We start from the raw sequence: 18047 nt of genomic DNA on the forward strand, positions 1-18047 counted from the left end.
TTGCTTAGGCTAGCCTAAATAAGCCTGCCCTAATTAAGCCTGGCCTTACCAGGTTTGGTAACGCCCCGAGAGGACCTCCCCCCGTGCTTCACTCCCCTCGCGCCCTGGTGCGCGCGGTCGGCCTGGTCGCCACCATCGCGCTGCTGACCACCGCCTGCTCCGGACTGCCGGGCACCGGCTCCCACACGGATGCGGACGCGACATCCGCCATTCCGCTGGCCGAGGCCGAGGTGCTCGACGACCCGCGCGCCTGGAACGGTGCGACCCACGCCTCGCTCACCGAGCAGGCCGTCGATCCGATCAGCGAGACCACCCCCGAACCACGGCTCCCCGTCACTGTGACCGACTCCCAGGGCACGAAGGTGACCGTCGAGGACACCTCCCGCATCCTGGCGCTGGACATCTACGCCACCATCTCGACCACGGTCTTCAACCTCGGCCTCGGCTCCTCGGTGGTCGGTCGCGACATCTCGACGCAGTTCACCGAGGCGTCCGACCTGCCGCTGGTCACCGGAACCGGCCACGAGCTGGTCGCCGAGAAGATCCTCGAGCTGGACCCGACCGTGATCCTCACCGACACCTCCCTCGGGCCCTGGGACGTGGTGCTGCAGATGCGCGACGCCGGGATCCCGGTCGTGGTCGTGGACTCCGAGCGTTCGCTCGACAACGTCGGCCCGCTCACCATGGAGATCGCCACTGCGCTGGGTGTCCCCGACCAGGGGAAGCAGCTCGCCGAGCGCACCGAGACCGAGATCGACGGGGTCGAGGCCGAGATCGCGAAGGTCGCGCCGACCTCGGAGCAGACCCGGCTGCGTACGGTCTTTCTCTATGTACGCGGCCAGGCCGGCGTCTACTACATGTTCGGCGAGGAGTCCGGAGCGGACTCGCTGATCACCGCCCTGGGCGGCTACGACGTGGCGGCCGAGATCAAGTGGAACGGGATGAAGCCGGTCACCGACGAGGGCATCATCTCCGCCCAGCCCGAGCTGGTGCTGATGATGACCAAGGGGCTGGAGTCGGCCGGCGGCGTCGACGGGCTGCTGGAGCGGCTGCCCGCGCTGGCCCAGACCCCCGCCGGCCAGAACCGGCGGTTCGTGGACATGACCGACTCGGCGATCCTGGGCTACGGACCGCGTACGTCCGAGGTGCTCAACTCGCTCGCGGTGGCCATCTACGCGCCGGAGTCCGCCGAGCCGTCCTTCGGTGAGGACGGGGCCGAGTGAGCCTGCGCGCCGGCGCGCTGATCGGCGGGCTCACCGTCGCGCTCGTGGCCACCGTGGTCGTCGCTGCCGGACGCGGACAGCTCGCGATCCCGCCCGCCGAGGTGGTGGGCTCCTTCCTGCACGGCATCGGACTGCCGTTCGGACCGCTCCCGGAGCATCCGCAGGGCGATGTCACCCTGTGGCAGGTGCGCTTCCCGCGGGTCGTGCTCGCGGTGCTGGTCGGGGCCGCGCTCTCGGCCGCCGGGGCGCTGATGCAGGGCGTCTTCGGCAACCCGCTGGCCGAGCCCGGCGTCGTCGGCGTCTCCAGCGGTGCGGCGTTCGCGGCGGCGATCGCGATCGTCTACCAGCTCACCTTCTTCGGCGCCTGGACCATCCCGGTCCTCGCCTTCCTCGGCGGCCTGGTGACCACGGTGTCGGTCTACCTGCTCTCCCGCGCCGACGGCCGCACCGAGGTCGTCACCCTGGTCCTGACCGGGATCGCGGTCAACGCCCTCGCCGGCGCCGGGCTCGCACTGATGCTCTTCCTCGGCGACACCCAGGCCCGCGAGGAGATCGTCTTCTGGCAGCTCGGCTCGCTCAACGGCACCCGCTGGATCTACGTCGCCGTCGTCGCGCCGTTCGTCGGTCTCGGGGTGCTCGGTGCTCTTCTCGTGGCCCGTCGGCTTGATCTGCTGGCGCTCGGCGACCGGGCCGCCCGGCACGTCGGCGTCAACGTCGAACGGCTGCGGATGTTCTCGATCGTGCTCGTCGCCATGCTGACCGCGGCCGCGGTCTCCTTCGCCGGGATCATCGCCTTCGTCGGGCTGGTCGTGCCGCACCTGGTCAGGATGGTCGTCGGGCCCGGCCACCGGGTGCTGGTGCCGGCCTCCGCGCTCGGCGGTGCGCTGCTGCTCTCGCTGGCCGACCTCTTCGCCCGCACGGCCGTCCCCTACGCCGAGCTGCCGATCGGCATGCTCACCTCGCTGGTCGGCGGACCGTTCTTCTTCTGGCTGCTGCGCCGCAGCCGCCGCTCGGCAGGAGGCTGGGCCTGATGCTGTCGCTCTCCGAGGTGTCCGTCGGCCTCGCCGGCCACCCGATCCTGCACCGCGTCACGACCTCGGTCTCCCCCGGTGAGGTGGTCGCGCTCGTCGGCCCGAACGGCGCCGGCAAGACCACCCTGCTCTCCGTGATGGCCGGCGACCTGGCCCCCTCCGCCGGGACCGTCACGCTCGACGGGACCCCGTTGAGCGCCTGGAAGCAGCTCCCCCTGGCCCGCCGCCGCGCCGTGCTCCCCCAGGAGCACCGGCTCGCCTTCGGTTTCCGGGCCGCCGAGGTCGTACGCATGGGCCGGGCGCCGTGGGCGCGCACCGCCTCGGAGGCGGCCGATGACGAGGTCGTCGCCTCGGCGATGGCTCGCACCGACATCGAGCCGCTCGCCTCGCGGACGTTCCCGACACTGTCGGGCGGTGAGAAGGGACGTACGTCGTTCGCGCGGGTGCTCGCCCAGGCCACGCCGCTGGTCCTGCTCGACGAGCCCACCGCGGCCCTCGACCTGCGGCACCAGGACCAGGTGCTGGCCGAGGCCCGCCGGCTCGCCACCGAGGGCTCGGCCGTGGTCGCGGTGCTGCACGACCTGTCCGTGGCAGCGGCGTACGCGGATCGCATCGTCGTCCTCGCCGCCGGCGAGGTCATCGCCGACGGACCACCTCGTGAGGTCTTGGACGCAGACCTGATCGGGACGGTCTACGAGCATCCGGTCGACGTCATCGAGCACGACGGCCGGTTGCTGGTCGTCCCCAGCCGTATCCATCCGTAACTCCTGATCAGGACATCCCATGACCTCCCGCCTCCTCGCCGCCCCCGCAGCGGCTGCTGCCACCCTCGCTCTCCTCGCCCTGCCGGTCTCCCCCGCCTCGGCCGCGGCCCGCGTCACCATCGCCGGCACCTCGGGGCAGGCGGTGGCCGACAGCGCTCGGGCGACCACGGTCACCGTCTCGGGCAACGGCTTCCAGTCGATCAAGAACGGTCACGGCGGCGTCTACGTCTTCTTCGGGACCGTCAAGGGCACCTGGCAGCCCTCCCGCGGCGGCCAGACCGGCCGCGACTACTTCTACGTGCCCGACAGCGAGGCGAAGGACAACGCCGGCTACCAGCGGTACGTCGCCTTCCCCGGTTCCGACACCGGCTCGGCCGCCAACGGCGGGAGGATGAGCGCCGACGGCAGCTGGTCGACCTCGCTCGTCATCCCCGGCGCAAGCTTCCAGGCCGTCGACCGAGCTGGCCGGGCGACCACCATCGACTGTCTGAAGGTCACCTGCGGAGTGATCACCGTCGGGGCCCACGGGGTCACCAACGCCAACAACGAGACCTTCACCCCGGTGTCGTTCCGGAGCAGCGGCGCGGCTCCGGCCACGCCGCAGGCCTCCGCGACCCCGACCGCACCGACCTCGCCGAGAGCCTCGGCGGCTCCGGCCCCTTCGGCCGCGCCGGCCGCGCCGTTCGCGACCGGGAAGCCGAAGGCCGAGGTCGACCGCAGCACCGCGGTCGTCGGAAGGGTCCTCTCCTTCACCGGTGCCGGCTTCACCCCCGGCGAGCAGGTCACCGCGACCTTCGACGACGGCGTCGCCGCGGTCGGACCGCTGCAGGCGGGCGCCGGCGGCGAGGTCGCCGGCGTGCTGCAGCTGCCCGCGGACACCGTCGCCGGCACCCACACCCTCCGCCTCAGCGGCGCCGCCTCCGGTGCGCAGCCGGAGGTCTCCTTCGGGGTGGCGAGCCCCGTCGCCGCCGCGACCTCGGAGCCGTGGCTGGAGCAGAACCTCCCTGCGTACGCCTTCGCGGGCGGCGGTCTGCTGGTGCTGATCAGCGCTGTCATCTTCTCGATCGTGGTCTCGCGGAGGCGTCGGGCGGCTGCTTAGTCCAGCCCGCTCCGCTGATCGAGACCTGTCTCTCGCGCTGGTCGAGCCGCGCCCCCTCGCTGGTCGAGCCGCGAGCGCCAGCGAGCGTGTCGAGACCAACACGGTCAGTTTCGGGGGTCTGGTCGGGGTGTTTCGACCTTGTTGAGTTCGTTCTGGCGTTTGTCGGGGACTGTTTCTTCTTGGGACCGTGGGCCGCCGACCCTTTCCTGGAGGGTGTTCTCGATCTGGGCCGGCGTCAAGGACGCCCTTCGGGCGCCGGCTTCGCCGGCCGCCTTCGGCGGTCCTGGACTCCGGACCAGATCGAGAAAAGATTTGGCTGGCTATCGGGGCGGCGGCCCGGGTGTGGCGCAGCGGAAACGTCTTGCGGCAGGTGGGGCTTGTGGGGGTGGAGGGGTGGCCCTTCGGGCCACTTACCATCCACAGGGACGATGTCGTTCGCTCACCGCGAAAATGCCTCCTGACCTGCACCTATAGGTGGCTAGGTATCCGTTCCGGGCGTAGAATCAGACCCATCACGACACACCTCTGAAGGGAGGATCACGATGAGTCTCGAGCACGATCTCGACCACTGGGGCAGCCAGCCCGGCGACCCGATCGACGCCGCCCTGACCGCCATCGAATCCTCCCTCCACGACCTACTCACGAGTGACCCGGCCTATTGGCGTACCGGCCAGAAGAAGGACCTGCTGGAACGGCTGGAGAAGATCCACGCCCAACAGGCCGCAGTGAAGCTGCGGGTCCTGGCCACCGCCGGCGACATCGCCGAGGAGACCGGCGCCAAGGATGCCTCCGGATGGATGCGGACCGACCTCCTGGTCGACAAGGCCGTAGCCCGCTCCCAGATCAAGCTCGCCGCAGGCGTGGCCAAGTACGACCTCGTCGCCGCCGGCCTGGCCGAGGGTGTGGTGTCCCAGGACAAGGCCCGCGTGATCACCAAAGCGTTGGACGCCATCGAGGCCGACCCCGCTGCGAGTGCTGAGCACCTGGTCCTGGCTGAGAAGCTGCTGGTCGACCACGCCACCCGCCTGACCGCCAACGAACTGCGGATCGTCGGGAAACGGATCCTCGCCGAGATCGACCCCGAACGATTCGAGCAGGCAGAGGCCAAAGCGCTACAACGCGAGGAAGAGCACGCCCAACGCCGCACGTTCTTCTCCTCCCGCGACAACGGCGACGGCACCATCGACCTCCACGCCCGTGTCTCCCGCGCGATCGGGATCCGGTTGCGCACCATCCTGGACTCGTTGGCCCAGCCCCGGAAGTGGTCCGCGGAGGACAAGGGCCGCAAAGCTCCGTATGACCGGTTGCTGGGCCAGGCCTTCGCCCGCGTGGTCGAGACCTACGACGTCGACCTGCTGCCCAGACACGGCGGGCACGCCACCACGATGTTCATCACCATGAACGTGGAGGACCTCCACAAGGACCTCGGCACCGCAGCCCTCGGGTTCGACGGCGACCAGATCACCGCCGCCGAAGCCCGCCGCATGGCCTGCAACGCAGATCTCGTCCCGGTCGTGCTGGGCACCGACTCCGAGGTCCTCGACCTGGGGCGCACCGCCCGCCTGGCGCATCCGATCCAACACCGAGCCTTGCGGCTCCGTGATCAAGGCTGCCAAGCAGAAGACTGCGACGCCCCCGCCGCCTGGACCGAAGCTCATCATTTGAAACCGTGGTCCGAAGGCGGCAAAACAGACCTGGCCAACATGGTCCTGTTGTGCCCCAGCGACCACCGCCGCATCCACGCCGGCTCCACCTATGAACGCCTCCCGGACGGACGAATCCGGTTCACCCGACGGACCTGAACCGGTCACGCCCGAAACCAGACCGCCCACCATCCACGTTCTTCGCCGCTACACGTCCATGGCTGCCGAGACGATCAGTGCGCGCTCGTTAACGCGACCCGTTGGGGTTGACGTCGTCGAACCACGGCCAGCCCTCGAACCCGGTGCGGATCGCCGGTCCGCTGCCGATCACCGGACCGCACCCGTGCTGGAGGGTGAGCCGACTGGACACTGACCATGCCGACCGCTGACCATGCCGACCACCGACCGCGCCGACCACCGACCGCGCCGACCACCGACCGCGCCGACCACCGACCGCGCCGACCACCGACCGCGCCGACCACCGACCGCGCCGACCACCGACCGCGCCGACCACCGACCCGCAGACCCGACCCGCAGACCCGACCCGCAGACCCGACCCGCAGACCCGACCCGCAGACCCGACCCGCAGACCCGACCCGCTGACCCGACCCGCTGACCCGACCCGCTGACCCGACCCGCTGACCCGACCCGCTGACCCGACCCGCTGACCCGACCAGATCGCTGGGACGACGGCCCCTGCGGATGCCGATGCTGCGCACGCCACGGTTGGTTCCGCACATTCTGGAACATGGGAAATCAACATCTCGCCAGGGCACGGTGCCCGCAGCCTCGCCGTTGGCGCCGTCCCCGCCGCCGAGGCAACCAAAGCGCCACCCGCTCCGAGCCAGGCGCTTGTGAATCCTTCACAAGGTGTCATCGTCTTGTAAAAGCCCCGCGACCCAGCCGCTCCATCAAGGAGCCAGCGACCCGAACTCCCAAGCCCGTACCCGACCCAGGGAATCCGCGCCAAACCCCGCCGCCGACCCGATAGCCAGCCAAAATTCTCGACGAAGCCCGGTGTCAAGGATCGCCGAAGGCGACCGGCGAAGCCGGCGGCCGAAGGCCGTCCTTTACTCCGGGGTTCGGCGAGAACACCATCCGTAACGGGTCGGCGGCCAGCGACCCAAGAAGCACGCCCCGAGGCGTACCTAGGACACGCTCGAAATACCCGTCTCCCATCGCCCGATGAGCTCGGCCTCGTGCGGAGGCGGCCCCGGAAGCCGGCGACTGGCAGCCTCGGCACGAAGACCGTCGCAGACCAGGGCGAGGTAGCGGCGGCGCAGGGCGGCGCTGCGTACGTCATCTCCTACGTCGATACGACTGATCTGCTCGAGGAGCACGGTGATGTCGGCGCGGGTGACGTCGGGGCGGAGGATGCCGCTGCCGCGGGCGCCACGCAGGAGGCGGTTGGTGGTGTGTACGGCGAGCTTGTCCAGGTCACGGAGGCCCTGGTCGAAGCTGACCTCGTCACGCAGGGCGAGGGTGATCCGCGGGAGTCCGTCGTCGAGCACCTGGCGCAGGAAACCCGTGAACGCGTGCCACGGGTCGTCGGTGTCGCTCAGCGCCGCCTCCGCGAAGGCGATGTAGCGGCGGTAGCTGTCGGCGGCGACGGCCCGCAGCAGAGCCTGCTTGTTGGCGTAGCGGCGATAGAGCCCGGCCACTCCCATCCCGGCCTCCTCGGCGACGGCTGCCATGGTCGCGCGGGGATCCCTGAGCAGGACCTCCCGAGCTGCGATCAGGACCGCACGGTCCGCATTGAGGGGCGGCATACCCCACACCCTACGTGCGGGCGCCAGCCTCAGGCGGTCTGTACCTGTGTGATGTCGGCCAAGGCCGCGATCGGACGGTTCGGGTAGTCGGCGAACACCCCGTCGACTCCGGCCTCGAAGAGGCGATTCGCCTGGTCACGTCCTGCTTTCAGGGTCCAGACGAAGACCAGCAGGCCGTGTCGGTGGGCCTCGTCGGCCAACCCGGTGGGCGGTTGCCCCTTCTTGCGGACCATCGACTTCTTGGGGCCGATGGCCTGGGCGTACGTCGCGATCTCGGCGCAGTCGACCGCACCCCACTTCTTGTCGACCAGCTGTACCAGCGGAAGCTCGGTGCGGGTGCTCATCTCCCGCACCCAGGCCTCGTCGAAGCTCTGCAGCCACAGCCGCTGGGTGGGCAGCCCTGGGAGGCTGTTCCAGGCCTCGACGCCGTGGTCGGCGAGAGTCTGCAGGAGGGTCTCGGTGACAGGCAGGCCGATGGAGGCGAAGTACGTCGGGTGCTTGACCTCCACGTGCAGTCCGACCCGCCGCCCGCGGCGCTGGGACTCGTCGGCGACGAGCAGCAGCAGGGTGTCGAGGGTGATGATCGGCTGGCTCGTCGTCGGCGCCCCGAGGGTGAGCAGCTCGGAGAAGGTGAAGTCCTCGGTGAACCAGCCGGTCCACTTCTTGCCGCTGATCACCTTGGTCGTACGCCGATCGGCGAACTCCAGGCGGGAGGCGACGTCCGTGGTGCGGGAGAGCTCGTTCTCGTGCCGGAGAACCATCACCCCGTCACGAGTCATCACCACGTCGGTCTCGAGCGCGTCCACGCCCTGGCGCAGCGCCAGGCGGTAGGACTCCAGGGAGTGCTCCGGCAGATAGCCGGGCGCTCCGCGATGGCCGATCACAAGGGGGCGGGAGGCCGATGCCATGGCGCCAAGCGTGCGTGCCGGCAGCGACGCGGCGGCGGGCGCAATGTGAATGGGACGTTACGAGCGGCGGGCCATCTTTTGATCAACCGCAGCCAGTACGGCACCTTCAGGGAGTGTCCTCGCCGGACCAGACGATGTTCTCGCGGATCAGCCGCGCGGGGACGCCGGCCACGGCCGTACGCGGCTCTACCTTCTGGTTGCGGACCATGGCGCGCATGCCGACGACGGCTCCGTCACCGATCTCGGCGTGACCGGTGACGATCACGTCACGGCCGAGCCAGACGTGCTCGCCGAAGCGGATGTTGGCGCCGTACGGATTGATCCGCTGCCCCGTCTCACCGTCCTCGAGCCGGTGCATGTCGTCGGTGGCGATGTAGACGTTGGCCGCCCAGAGCTGGTCGGGGGCAGCCACGATCGAACCGCCGTTGCGGGCATCGATCTGCGCGCGCGAGGTCGCGACCAGGCCACCGGAGAGGATCACCGCGGAGCCGCCGCCACAGTAGATCTCGCCCCACACCATGCTCGTGTTCGGGCCGATGAAGATCGTCGGCGAGTCGCCGCCGACCAGCAGCGCCTGCATCGAGGTGATGTCGGTCGCGACCACGATCAGCGCGTCGGAGAACGGGTAGAACCCGAGCAGCTCGATCAGCCGCTGGTCGAGCGGGAACCCGTCACGCAGGTAGAGCGCGTTGCCGCCCTCGTGCCACCAATCCGGCAACGATCCGGTGATCTCGCTCAGCTCGAGCCCGGCAAGCACCTCCGGTGCGAGCCCGGCGGCGATGAGCCGCTCCCGATGTACGTCGGTGAGCGGCTCACCCCTGGTCCAGGACATGCCGGGAACCTTAACCCGGCTCAGCTCGGGTGCATGCCGCTGGTCACGTTGAGCCAGGTTCCGGTGATCGCCCCGGCGCTGTCGGAGGCGAGGAAGGTCGCGGTGTCGGCGACCTCCTGCAGCCGCGGCGACCGCTTGGTCATCCGCATGCCGTCGAGGTTCGCCCGGATCCCGTCGAGGGCCTCCTCCGGGAGCCGCGTCCCGAGGACCCGCTCGAACTTCTCCGCGGTGAAGGTCTCGGTGATCCCGGCGGTCCAGATCCCCACGACACGTACGCCCGAAGGACCGACCTCCGCGGCCAGATCACGGACGAGCGCGTCGAGGGCCCCGTCGGCGGCGCTGGTCCCGCCCATGCCGGGCGCCGAGCCGCGTGCGGAGCCGGAGTCGAGTGCGAGCACGACACCGCGGCCCTGGGCCACCATCTGCCGGGCCGCCGCGCGGGCGGTGTGGAAGGAGCCGGTGATGCCGCGTACGACCGGCCGGGTGTAGTCGGCGGCCGAGATCTCCAGCAGCGCCTGCCCCTGGATGTCGCCGCGGTCGGCGACGTTGAACGAGATGTCGAGCGCGCCGGTCTCGGCGACGACCCGTTCCACGAAGGCGACCACGGCGTCCTCGTCGAGGATGTCGACCACCCCGTAGCCGGCCGCCCCGACCTCCGCTGCCCTGGCCGCGAGGGTGGCCTCGGTGCGGCCGGCGAGATAGACCTTGGCACCCGCCTCGGCGAAGGCCTTCGCGGTCGTCGAGCCGATGTCGCCCGCGCCACCCCAGACGATGGCGGTGCGGTCCTGAAGCTGTGCGTTCATGGTGTCTCCTGAGCTCCTCTCGCGCACCCGTCGTGCGCGATCTGCCGGTTAGGACGTACGCAGCGCCGGCAACTCATCGGGTCACGCGAAACTTTTCTCAGGTCAACGCCTGCGGGAGCCCGAAGGCCGGGAAGAGATGCGGCTCGAAGGTGGTGATCTGGGCCAGCCGGCCGTCGACGACCCGGAGCACGTCGAGCGTCTGCGGGCGGTAGATCGTGGTCCCGGGCCGGCGTACGTAGCCCGCGACCGCGGGCATCCGGTTGGCGCTCGCCGGGACGAACCGCCATTCGCCGAGGTAGGTCGGCGAGGACGGGTCCAGGTTGGGCAGCACGAAGTCCAGCAGCGCCTGGCGGGTCGAGAACCAGAACGGGTTCGGCGGCATGGTCAGCACGGCGTCGCTGGTCAGCAGATCGGCGATGCCCTCGCGCCAGTTGCTCGCCCCCGCGGCGATGTAGGCGTCGATGACCTTGCGCTCCTCCTCGGTCGGCCCCTCGGTGCGCCAGGTCGACCGGTCCTCGGGCAGATGCCGGCGCAGCGCGGGCTTGGCCCGTTGCAGCAGCGAGTTCACCGTGGCGACGGTGACGTCGAGCGCGTCCGCGGTCTCAGCGGCCGACCAGCCGAGCACCTCCCGGAAGACGAACACCGCCCGCTGCTGCGGGGTCAGGTGCTGGATCGCGGTGAGGAAGACCAGCTCGATCGTCTCCCGGGCGACCGCCTCGTCCTCAGGACGCTCCGGCTCCAGCAGGGAGTCGGGGAACGGCTGGAGCCACTCGAGCAACTCCGGGGGCTCGCCGGTGCCGTGGTCGAACCCCGGCAGCGGGGCGTACGTCCTGGGCCGCCGCTCGTTGCGACGCAGGAAGTCGAGGCAGGTGTTGGTCGCGATCCGGTAGAGCCACGCCCGCATCGCCTCGGGGTCGGTCAGCTGGTCGCGCCGCTCCCACGCCTTGACCAGGGTCTCCTGCACCAGGTCCTCGGCCTCGTCGAAGCTCGCCACCATCCGATAGCAGTGCACCCTCAGCTCGCGCCGGTGCTTCTCGGCGGCATCCACGAACGGCTCCATGCCTGGCGAGCGTAAGCCCTGCCCGCGTTCTCCGAGATGAATTTCGCAACCGGTCACAAACTCGTGCAACACAACCGATTCACGCGGCGTACCACGTATGTGGGGCGGTCCTCCCAGGGCCCCGGCCGCTGCGAGTGAAGTGGGGCTCCCGGCCGGGGCCCTGCTCATTTCTCAGCTCACCGCGACCACGGCGATGGAAAGTACGCTTGACACGACTCCGGATGTCAAGCACGCTTGTCATTCCTTGAATCGAGCAGGAGACGAGCAGCATGGAGAGCAGGGTGAAGGACCTCCGTACGGCGGCGGGCCTGACTCAGCAGGCGTTGGCCGAGGCGGTCAACGTCTCCCGACAGACGATCAACTCCATCGAAGCCGGGCGTTATGACCCCTCGCTCACCCTCGCCGTCCACCTGGCTCGCTATTTCGACACCAATGTGGAGGAGATGTTCCATGTCCCGTAGCGAGATGCGCGTACGCCGGGTGCCGATGTCCAAGTGGAACCTCGGCTCTTGCGCGGTGATCGTCGTCCTGATGCTGGCCGCTGCGATTCGGCAGGTGTGGCCGGTCGTCGTGGTGATGTCGCTCGGGCTCGTCGTCTGCATCATCGTCGCGCTCGCCGCGCGCGTCGGCGCAACGGGCGACTTCGAGAGGGTGAGCGCCCTGGAGTTCAAGGACGAACGCGACCGCTCCATCGCCGTCCGGAGCCTCGCCGTGGTCGGCGGAGTCTCGCTGTCGGCACCGTTCCTCTTCCTCTCCGTGTACGCGATCGTCGACTACACGGAGTTCTACAACAGCGGCCTGACCATGCCGATCGTGCTCTACTACGTGTTCCTGACCGTTGTGTGGTCAGCGTCGAACTGGTACTTCGCTCGACGCTGACCACAGCATCAGACGAGGCCGCGGAGCTTCGGCAGGATCTCGGAGCCGTAGAGCTTGAGGAACTTCGCCTGGTCCGGGCCCGGGGCGTGGAAGACGAGGTGGGTGAAGCCCATGTCGAGGTACTCCTTGATCCGGGCGACGTGCTCGTCGGGATCGGTCGAGACGATGAAACGGCGGGCGGTGGCCTCGGTCGGGAGCGCGTCGGCGAGACGCTGCATCTCCACCGGGTCCTCGACGGAGTGCTTCTGCTCGGGGGTGAGACCGAGAGCGCCCCAGAACCGGGTGGCCTCCATCGCCTGCTCCAGGTCGTGGTCGAAGGAGACCTTGACCTCGATCATCATGTCCACGTCGGCCGGCTTGCGCTCGGAGAGCTCGATGCCGGCCCGTACGGCCGGGAGCAGCGTGTCGGTGTAGAGCTCGGCACCCTTGCCCGAGGTGGTGATGTAGCCGTCACCGGCACGGCCGGCGTACTTGGTCGCGGCCGGGCCGCTGCCGGCCAGGTAGATCGGGACCGGCGTGGACGGCTTGTCGTAGATGGTCGCCCGGTCGAGCTGGTAGTAGTCGCCCTCGAAGGTGACCCGGTCCTCGGACCAGAGCTTCTTGATCACCCGCACCGCCTCGCGGAACCGTGCGAAGCGCACCTTGCCCTCGGGCCACTCGATGCCCAGCGGGGCCTCGTTCATCGCCTCACCGGTGCCCATCCCGAGCACCACGCGGTCGGGGAAGAGCGACCCCAGGGTCGCGAAGGACTGCGCCACGATCGCCGGGTGGTAGCGGAACGTCGGGGTGAGCACCGAGGTGCCCATCACGATCCGCTCCGTGCGCGCGCCGAGAGCGCCCAGCCAGGTCATCGCGAACGGCGCGTGTCCGCCGTCGTGCCGCCAGGGCTGGAGATGGTCGGAGATGAAGACAGAGTCGAAACCCTGCTCCTCCGCCATCACGCCGTAGTTCAACAGCTCCGTGGGTGCGAACTGCTCGTTGGACGCCTTGTATCCGAACCTGATCTCCGTCACACGGTCACGGTAGCCTCCTCGGCATGAAGCTTGCGATGCCCTTGACGTACTTCGGGAACCCCCGCGACACCGCGGACCAGGTCGTCGGCCTGGAGAAGGCCGGACTCGACCAGCTCTGGGTCGCGGAGCCGTACGGCTTCGACGCGGTCTCCCTGCTCGGCTACCTGGCCGCGAAGACCGAGACCGTCGAGCTCGGCGCGGGCATCCTCAACATCTACAGCCGTACGCCGGGAGCGCTGCTCCAGACCGCGGCCGGTCTCGACAACGTCTCCGGCGGCCGGGCCATCCTCGGCCTGGGCGCGAGCGGGCCTCAGGTCATCGAGGGCTTCCACGGGGTGGCGTACGACAAGCCGCTGACGCGCACCCGCGAGATCATCGCGCTGCTGCGCGCCGGGCTGCGTGGCGAGCGTCTGCAGAGCGACGGGCTCTACAAGATCCCGCTCCCGGCCGACCAGGGCACCGGCCTCGGCAAGCCGCTCAAGCTGCTCAACCGGCCCGAGCGCGCCGACACCCCGCTGTGGGTGGCCGCGCTCGGCGACAACAACGTCGCGATGACCGCCGAGGTCGCCGACGGCTGGCTCCCCTTCCAGTTCCTGCCCGACAAGGCCCGCGACGTCTGGGGCGAGGCGATCGACAAGGGCCTGGCCAAGCGCTCCCCCGACCTGAAGCCCCTGGAGATCTCCGCCGGTGGTCTGCTCGCGATCACCGACGACCCCGACGAGGCCAAGCGCCACCGCGACACGATGCGCGGCCTGCTGGCGCTGTACGTCGGCGGTATGGGCGCCCGCGGCAAGAACTTCTACAACGACATGGCCGTGAAGTACGGCTTCGGCGACGCGGCCAAGAAGATCCAGGACCTCTACCTCGACGGGCACAAGCGCGACGCCGAGGCCGAGGTCCCCGAGGCCTGGCTCGAGGCCGGCAACCTGGTCGGACCGGAGTCGTTCGTGAAGGAGCGGATCGCGGCGTTCAAGGAGGCCGGCGTGACCAGCCTCCAGGTGACCCCCGCCTTCGGCACCGACGGCCTCGCCTCGATCGCCCAGGTCAAGGAGTGGCTGGCCTGATTTCCTCGGCCGGCTGTGAACTCGCTTACACCCACGGCCGGCCCAGCCGTCCCCCTGTGACCGTGCCCCCGCGGGCATTGGTTGCATTGACATATGTCTGAGCGGATCGTCAGCGCCATCACGGGACCCGTGACCAAGTGGGTCGTGCTCGGCTTCTGGCTGGTGATGCTGGTACTGATGGGGCCGTTGACCGGCAAGCTGGGCGATGTCGAGTCCCATGACAACTCCGACTGGCTCCCGGCCAACGCGGAGTCGACGCGGGCGATCGACGAGCTCGCCAAGGTCCAGGACCCCGACGACCTGACCACGACGATCGTCTACCACCGTGACGGTGGCCTGACGAAGTCCGACTACACCGCGATCACCCTGCAGATCCCCGAGATCGCCTCGCTCGACGGCGTGGTCACCCAGGAGAGCAAGCCCGATCAGCCCGTGATGCCGGCGATCGCGTACCCGACCGGGGAGAAGAAGGGCCAGAAGCACGGACTGGTCTCCGCCGACGGCGAGGTCGCCACGGTCTCGCTCGTGGTCAACTACGCCGACGAGGACCCGACCGCGCTGCTCGACCTGCGCGACGACCTGGTCGAGATGACGAAGATCGACGGCGTCGACGTCTACATCGGCGGCGCGGGCGGTTCCACCGCCGACCAGATGGAGGCCGGCGCCGGCATCGGCGGCGCGCTGCTCTACGCCGCGGCGGGCGTCGTCATCGTGATCCTGCTGATCACCTACCGCAGCCCGGTGCTGTGGTTCCTCCCGCTCGTCTCGGTGCTGGTCGCGCTGGTCGTCTCGATGGGCGTGGTCTATCTCTGTGCGAAGTACGCCGGCCTGACCCTCAACCAGATGAACCGAGCGATCCTCGACGTGCTCGTCTTCGGCGCCGGCACCGACTACGCGCTGCTGCTCATCGCCCGATATCGCGAGGAGCTGGGACGCCACGAGGACAGGCACAAGGCCATGGCGGCGGCACTGCGTGGGTCCGCTCCCGCGATCATCGCCTCGGCCGGCACCGTCACCGTCGGCATGCTCGGCCTGATGGTCGCCACCATGGGGTCGACGGCCAGCCTCGGCCCGGTCTGCGCGATCGGCATCGTCGCCGGGCTGGTCGTGATGCTGACCCTGCTCCCGGCTCTGCTGGTGATCACCGGTCGCTGGGTGTTCTGGCCGGTCAAACCGGCGTACGGCACCAGCGGCGAGAAGACCGGCGGTATCTGGGCGCGGCTCGGCGGCTGGATCCGGAAGCGGCCCCGGGCGGTCTGGATCGGCACCGCCGCGGTCCTGCTGGCCTGCTGCGGCGGGCTCTCGATGCTCAACATCACCACCCTGGACAGCTCGGAGACCTATACCAAGGACTTCCCCTCGCTGATCGGCGACCGGGTCCTCGAGGAGCACGACCTCGGCGACCCCTCCAACCCGATCCAGGTCGTCTCGGCCCCGGGCACCGAGAAGGAGGTCGTCGGGGCGCTCACGAAGGCCGGCTACGAGGGCGTCACCCCGGTCACCGACGGCACCCACGAGGTCGCGCTGACCGCGGTCCCGCTGTCCACCGACCCGATGTCGAAGGCGTCGTTCGACACCGTCGAGGACGTACGCAGCGTCGTCCACTCCGTCGACGGCGCCGACGCGCTGGCCACCGGCACCGCCGCGATCCAGCTCGACATGGCCGCGGCGACCGACCGGGACACCAAGGTCGTGATGCCGCTGGTGCTCGGGCTGGTGCTGATCATCTTGATGATCCTGCTCCGCTCGGTCCTCTCCCCGGTGCTGCTGATGGCCACGGTCGTACTCAGCTTCGGCGCCGCACTCGGCCTCTCGGCGATCATCTTCGACGCGATGGGATTCGCCGGGCAGGGCCGCGAGTTCCCGCTGTTCGTCTTCGTGTTCCTGGTCGCGCTCGGCATCGACTACAACATCTTCCTGATGCACCGGGTCCGTGAGGAGGTCGTCGAGCACGGCGACACCCGGCGGGCCTCCCTGGTCGCACTCTCGGCGACCGGCGGCGTCATCACCAGCGCCGGCATCGTCCTGGCCGCGACGTTCGCGGTGCTCACCACGCTGCCGCACGTGAGCTTCATTGAGATCGGCCTGGCGATCGCCCTCGGCGTACTCCTCGACACCCTCGTCGTCCGTTCCATCCTGGTCACCGCCATCAACCTCGACCTGGGCGACGTCATCTGGTGGCCGAGCAGGCTCGCCCACGGACGCGCGAAGGTTCGTCCCCCACAGCCGGCGGTCGTTCGGAGGCCGATGCCGGCGCAGCCCCATCAACTGCTCGAGCACCAGCTCCGCCAGCCCCCGCCGATGCGCGGCCCGCGACCGTCCCGGGACCTCCGGGGTCAGCCACCACAGCAGCGCCGGCCGCGCGATCTCGGCCGGTATCCAGACCAGTACTGAGGCCCCGGCTGCGGATTCGGCGAAGTGTCTTTACGATGTGCCCTACGACTCGGGTCGCTCGGCCCGGTCGCTCCACTTCACTGACATGCGGGGCGTTCGACATGGAGCCAGACGACCAGGACAAGACGCGACCGGGTACGCCGCGGCCCACGCCGCCTCCGGCGCCTGAGCCGGCGAACCCCATCGACCCGGACGCGACCCGGATCCCCAGCGCGAGGCCCACTCCTCCGCCTCCGCCGCCGCCCCCGCCCCCGTCGTCGCCTCCTCCCTCGTCGCCCCCGCCTGCTCAGCCGCCGATGGCACCGCCCCCGCCGCCACCCACCATGGCGATGCCGGCCGCACCGCCCAGCGGCTACGGGCCGCCTCCGGGACAGCCGCCGGTCGCGTACGCCACGGGTTATGGGCTGCCGCCGCACCACCAACAGCCCAAGAAGAGCAACAAGGGACTGCTGATCGGGCTGGGCGCCGCCGGCGCGGTGGTGCTCGTCGCGCTGCTCGGCACCGGGGCGTGGGCGTTCTTCAGCGGGCGTCTCGGGTTCGGCCCGCTGAGCGCCGAGGACAAGAAGGCGGTGACCGCGATCGCCGCGGACGCGCCGAAGCCGGCCTGGGCCTCGGCCGGGGACGCCAAGTGTGCCGCCGAGCAGCTGGTCAAGGACGAGCGCAGCGAAGCCCTGCGCAAGGCCGGGCTGATCCAGATCTCCGGCGAGTCGGTGACCTACACCGGCGCGTGGCGGGGGCCGCAGGCGACGACGTACGCCGAGGGTCTGCTCTCCTGCTCGGGTGACTGGAGCAAGGCGATCGGCAAGGAGTGGGCACTGACCGACACCTCCTGCCTGGGCGACGTCGACGAAACCGCGATGGCCGGCCTGATCACCACCCGGGTCATGGAGGTAGAGGACGCCGGCGTCACGAAGCAGGCCGAGAAGGCGGTCGCCGCGCTCGATGAGTGCTACGTCAGCGACGAGCTCACCGCGCCGACCGCGAAGGCCACCCCCGCCGTGCTCGGCGTCGACTTCGCGGTCACGTCGCCGACCGTCGAAGGCAGCGAGGTGGTCGTGCAGGCGAAGTCCGCCGACTCCTCGGAATGGGCGCCCGTGACCGGCGGGAAGGTCAACATCCCCGTACGCGAAGGTGGCCAGGAGGGCTGCGCGACGTTCCAGGCCTCGATCAGCTACCCCTGGGGCACCACCAAGACCAGCGAGGACGAGGCCTGCGGCAAGGCGAAGGACCGTCGGCTGTGGTGGACGAAGGACAAGAAGTGCGCCCAGCCGAAGTACGCCCCGTGCAGCTCCTGGACGCTCCACTACGAGGGCTACGAGCTCCTCTCCAGCGTCACGATCAAGCTGAAGCTCAACGGCGGAGACTGCCGGTCGGCCTCCGGATCGTGCTCGGACAGGGCCTTCGTCACCAAGCCGAGCGGCACCTGGACCAACTGGACCGCACCCAAGGGCTGGAAGGACCGGTTCACCGCCGAGGTCGACGGCCTCAAGGCAGTCCTCCCGAACTAGTCCGATCCAACTGGTGTCTTAACAATTGGTCTCGCCCGTGGCGTTGCCGCACGACGA

The 18047-nt window shown here is 69.7% G+C and carries 18 protein-coding genes; 11 read left to right on the forward strand and 7 right to left on the reverse strand.

Annotated elements, in window-relative coordinates:
* Nucleotides 1–83 precede the first annotated feature (83 nt).
* The 5 genes from ACIRON_RS19580 (at nt 84) to ACIRON_RS19600 (ending at nt 5919) form a co-directional block, all read left to right on the forward strand.
* Complete coding sequence (locus tag ACIRON_RS19580) at nt 84–1223, forward strand: hemin ABC transporter substrate-binding protein (protein ID WP_402994579.1); 1140 nt, start codon at nt 84–86, stop codon at nt 1221–1223.
* Entirely contained in the window at nt 1220–2254 is a 1035-nt protein-coding gene (locus ACIRON_RS19585; protein WP_402994581.1) for a FecCD family ABC transporter permease, read from the forward strand. The genes ACIRON_RS19580 and ACIRON_RS19585 overlap by 4 nt, the downstream gene beginning before the upstream one ends.
* Nucleotides 2254–3018 (forward strand): heme ABC transporter ATP-binding protein, encoded by a 765-nt coding sequence (locus ACIRON_RS19590; RefSeq protein WP_402994583.1) that lies wholly within the window; start codon nt 2254–2256, stop codon nt 3016–3018. Before ACIRON_RS19585 ends, ACIRON_RS19590 begins: the two co-directional genes overlap by 1 nt.
* A 19-nt stretch (nt 3019–3037) precedes the next feature.
* Nucleotides 3038–4117 (forward strand): hypothetical protein, encoded by a 1080-nt coding sequence (locus ACIRON_RS19595; RefSeq protein ID WP_402994585.1) that lies wholly within the window; start codon nt 3038–3040, stop codon nt 4115–4117.
* 542 nt (nt 4118–4659) lie between these two features.
* Nucleotides 4660–5919: a DUF222 domain-containing protein gene (locus tag ACIRON_RS19600; protein WP_402994587.1), complete on the forward strand. Its 1260-nt coding sequence runs from the start codon at nt 4660–4662 to the stop codon at nt 5917–5919.
* Nucleotides 5920–6007: 88 nt separating this feature from the next.
* Here ACIRON_RS19600 and ACIRON_RS19605 read toward each other — a convergent pair whose 3' ends face one another.
* Entirely contained in the window at nt 6008–6130 is a 123-nt protein-coding gene (locus tag ACIRON_RS19605; RefSeq protein ID WP_402994589.1) for a hypothetical protein, read from the reverse strand.
* A 21-nt stretch (nt 6131–6151) separates the two neighbouring features.
* Here ACIRON_RS19605 and ACIRON_RS19610 point away from each other — a divergent pair, with 21 nt between their 5' ends.
* Nucleotides 6152–6376: a hypothetical protein gene (locus ACIRON_RS19610; protein WP_402994591.1), complete on the forward strand. Its 225-nt coding sequence runs from the start codon at nt 6152–6154 to the stop codon at nt 6374–6376.
* A 532-nt stretch (nt 6377–6908) separates the two neighbouring features.
* Here ACIRON_RS19610 and ACIRON_RS19615 read toward each other — a convergent pair.
* The 5 genes from ACIRON_RS19615 to ACIRON_RS19635 all read right to left on the reverse strand — a co-directional run bounded on the left by ACIRON_RS19615 (nt 6909) and on the right by ACIRON_RS19635 (nt 11132).
* Nucleotides 6909–7529: a TetR/AcrR family transcriptional regulator gene (locus ACIRON_RS19615; protein ID WP_402994593.1), complete on the reverse strand. Its 621-nt coding sequence runs from the start codon at nt 7527–7529 to the stop codon at nt 6909–6911.
* 29 nt (nt 7530–7558) lie between these two features.
* On the reverse strand, nt 7559–8437 hold the full coding sequence (locus ACIRON_RS19620; RefSeq protein WP_402994595.1) for a glycerophosphodiester phosphodiesterase family protein: 879 nt from the start codon (nt 8435–8437) through the stop codon (nt 7559–7561).
* A 106-nt stretch (nt 8438–8543) separates the two neighbouring features.
* Nucleotides 8544–9269, reverse strand: a complete 726-nt coding sequence (locus ACIRON_RS19625) for a hypothetical protein (protein ID WP_402994597.1) — start codon at nt 9267–9269, stop codon at nt 8544–8546.
* A 20-nt stretch (nt 9270–9289) separates the two neighbouring features.
* Nucleotides 9290–10072, reverse strand: a complete 783-nt coding sequence (locus tag ACIRON_RS19630) for an SDR family NAD(P)-dependent oxidoreductase (RefSeq protein WP_402994599.1) — start codon at nt 10070–10072, stop codon at nt 9290–9292.
* Between the two features lie 97 nt (nt 10073–10169).
* Nucleotides 10170–11132: an RNA polymerase subunit sigma-70 gene (locus tag ACIRON_RS19635; protein ID WP_402994601.1), complete on the reverse strand. Its 963-nt coding sequence runs from the start codon at nt 11130–11132 to the stop codon at nt 10170–10172.
* A 269-nt stretch (nt 11133–11401) separates the two neighbouring features.
* On the opposite strand from ACIRON_RS19635, the gene ACIRON_RS19640 reads away from it, so the two are divergent.
* A complete protein-coding gene (locus tag ACIRON_RS19640) occupies nt 11402–11593 on the forward strand; it encodes a helix-turn-helix transcriptional regulator (RefSeq protein WP_402994603.1) in 192 nt (63 codons plus the stop codon).
* Nucleotides 11583–12011, forward strand: a complete 429-nt coding sequence (locus ACIRON_RS19645) for a hypothetical protein (RefSeq protein WP_402994605.1) — start codon at nt 11583–11585, stop codon at nt 12009–12011. Before ACIRON_RS19640 ends, ACIRON_RS19645 begins: the two co-directional genes overlap by 11 nt.
* Nucleotides 12012–12019: 8 nt before the next feature.
* On the opposite strand, the gene fgd is transcribed toward ACIRON_RS19645, so the two are convergent.
* Nucleotides 12020–13024, reverse strand: a complete 1005-nt coding sequence (fgd, locus tag ACIRON_RS19650) for a glucose-6-phosphate dehydrogenase (coenzyme-F420) (protein ID WP_402994607.1) — start codon at nt 13022–13024, stop codon at nt 12020–12022.
* Between the two features lie 23 nt (nt 13025–13047).
* Between fgd and ACIRON_RS19655 the strand changes: the two genes are divergently transcribed.
* The 3 genes from ACIRON_RS19655 (at nt 13048) to ACIRON_RS19665 (ending at nt 17990) form a co-directional block, all read left to right on the forward strand.
* Entirely contained in the window at nt 13048–14088 is a 1041-nt protein-coding gene (locus ACIRON_RS19655) for an LLM class F420-dependent oxidoreductase (RefSeq protein WP_402994609.1), read from the forward strand.
* A 93-nt stretch (nt 14089–14181) separates the two neighbouring features.
* Nucleotides 14182–16482 carry an MMPL family transporter gene (locus ACIRON_RS19660; protein WP_402994611.1) on the forward strand — a complete coding sequence of 767 codons (2301 nt, stop codon included), beginning with the start codon at nt 14182–14184 and terminating at the stop codon, nt 16480–16482.
* Nucleotides 16483–16778: 296 nt separating this feature from the next.
* Nucleotides 16779–17990, forward strand: a complete 1212-nt coding sequence (locus ACIRON_RS19665; RefSeq protein ID WP_402994613.1) for a hypothetical protein — start codon at nt 16779–16781, stop codon at nt 17988–17990.
* Nucleotides 17991–18047: the final 57 nt, after the last annotated feature.

The sequence above is a fragment of the Nocardioides sp. NPDC101246 genome (assembly GCF_044767415.1).
Taxonomy (GTDB): Bacteria; Actinomycetota; Actinomycetes; order Propionibacteriales; family Nocardioidaceae; genus Nocardioides.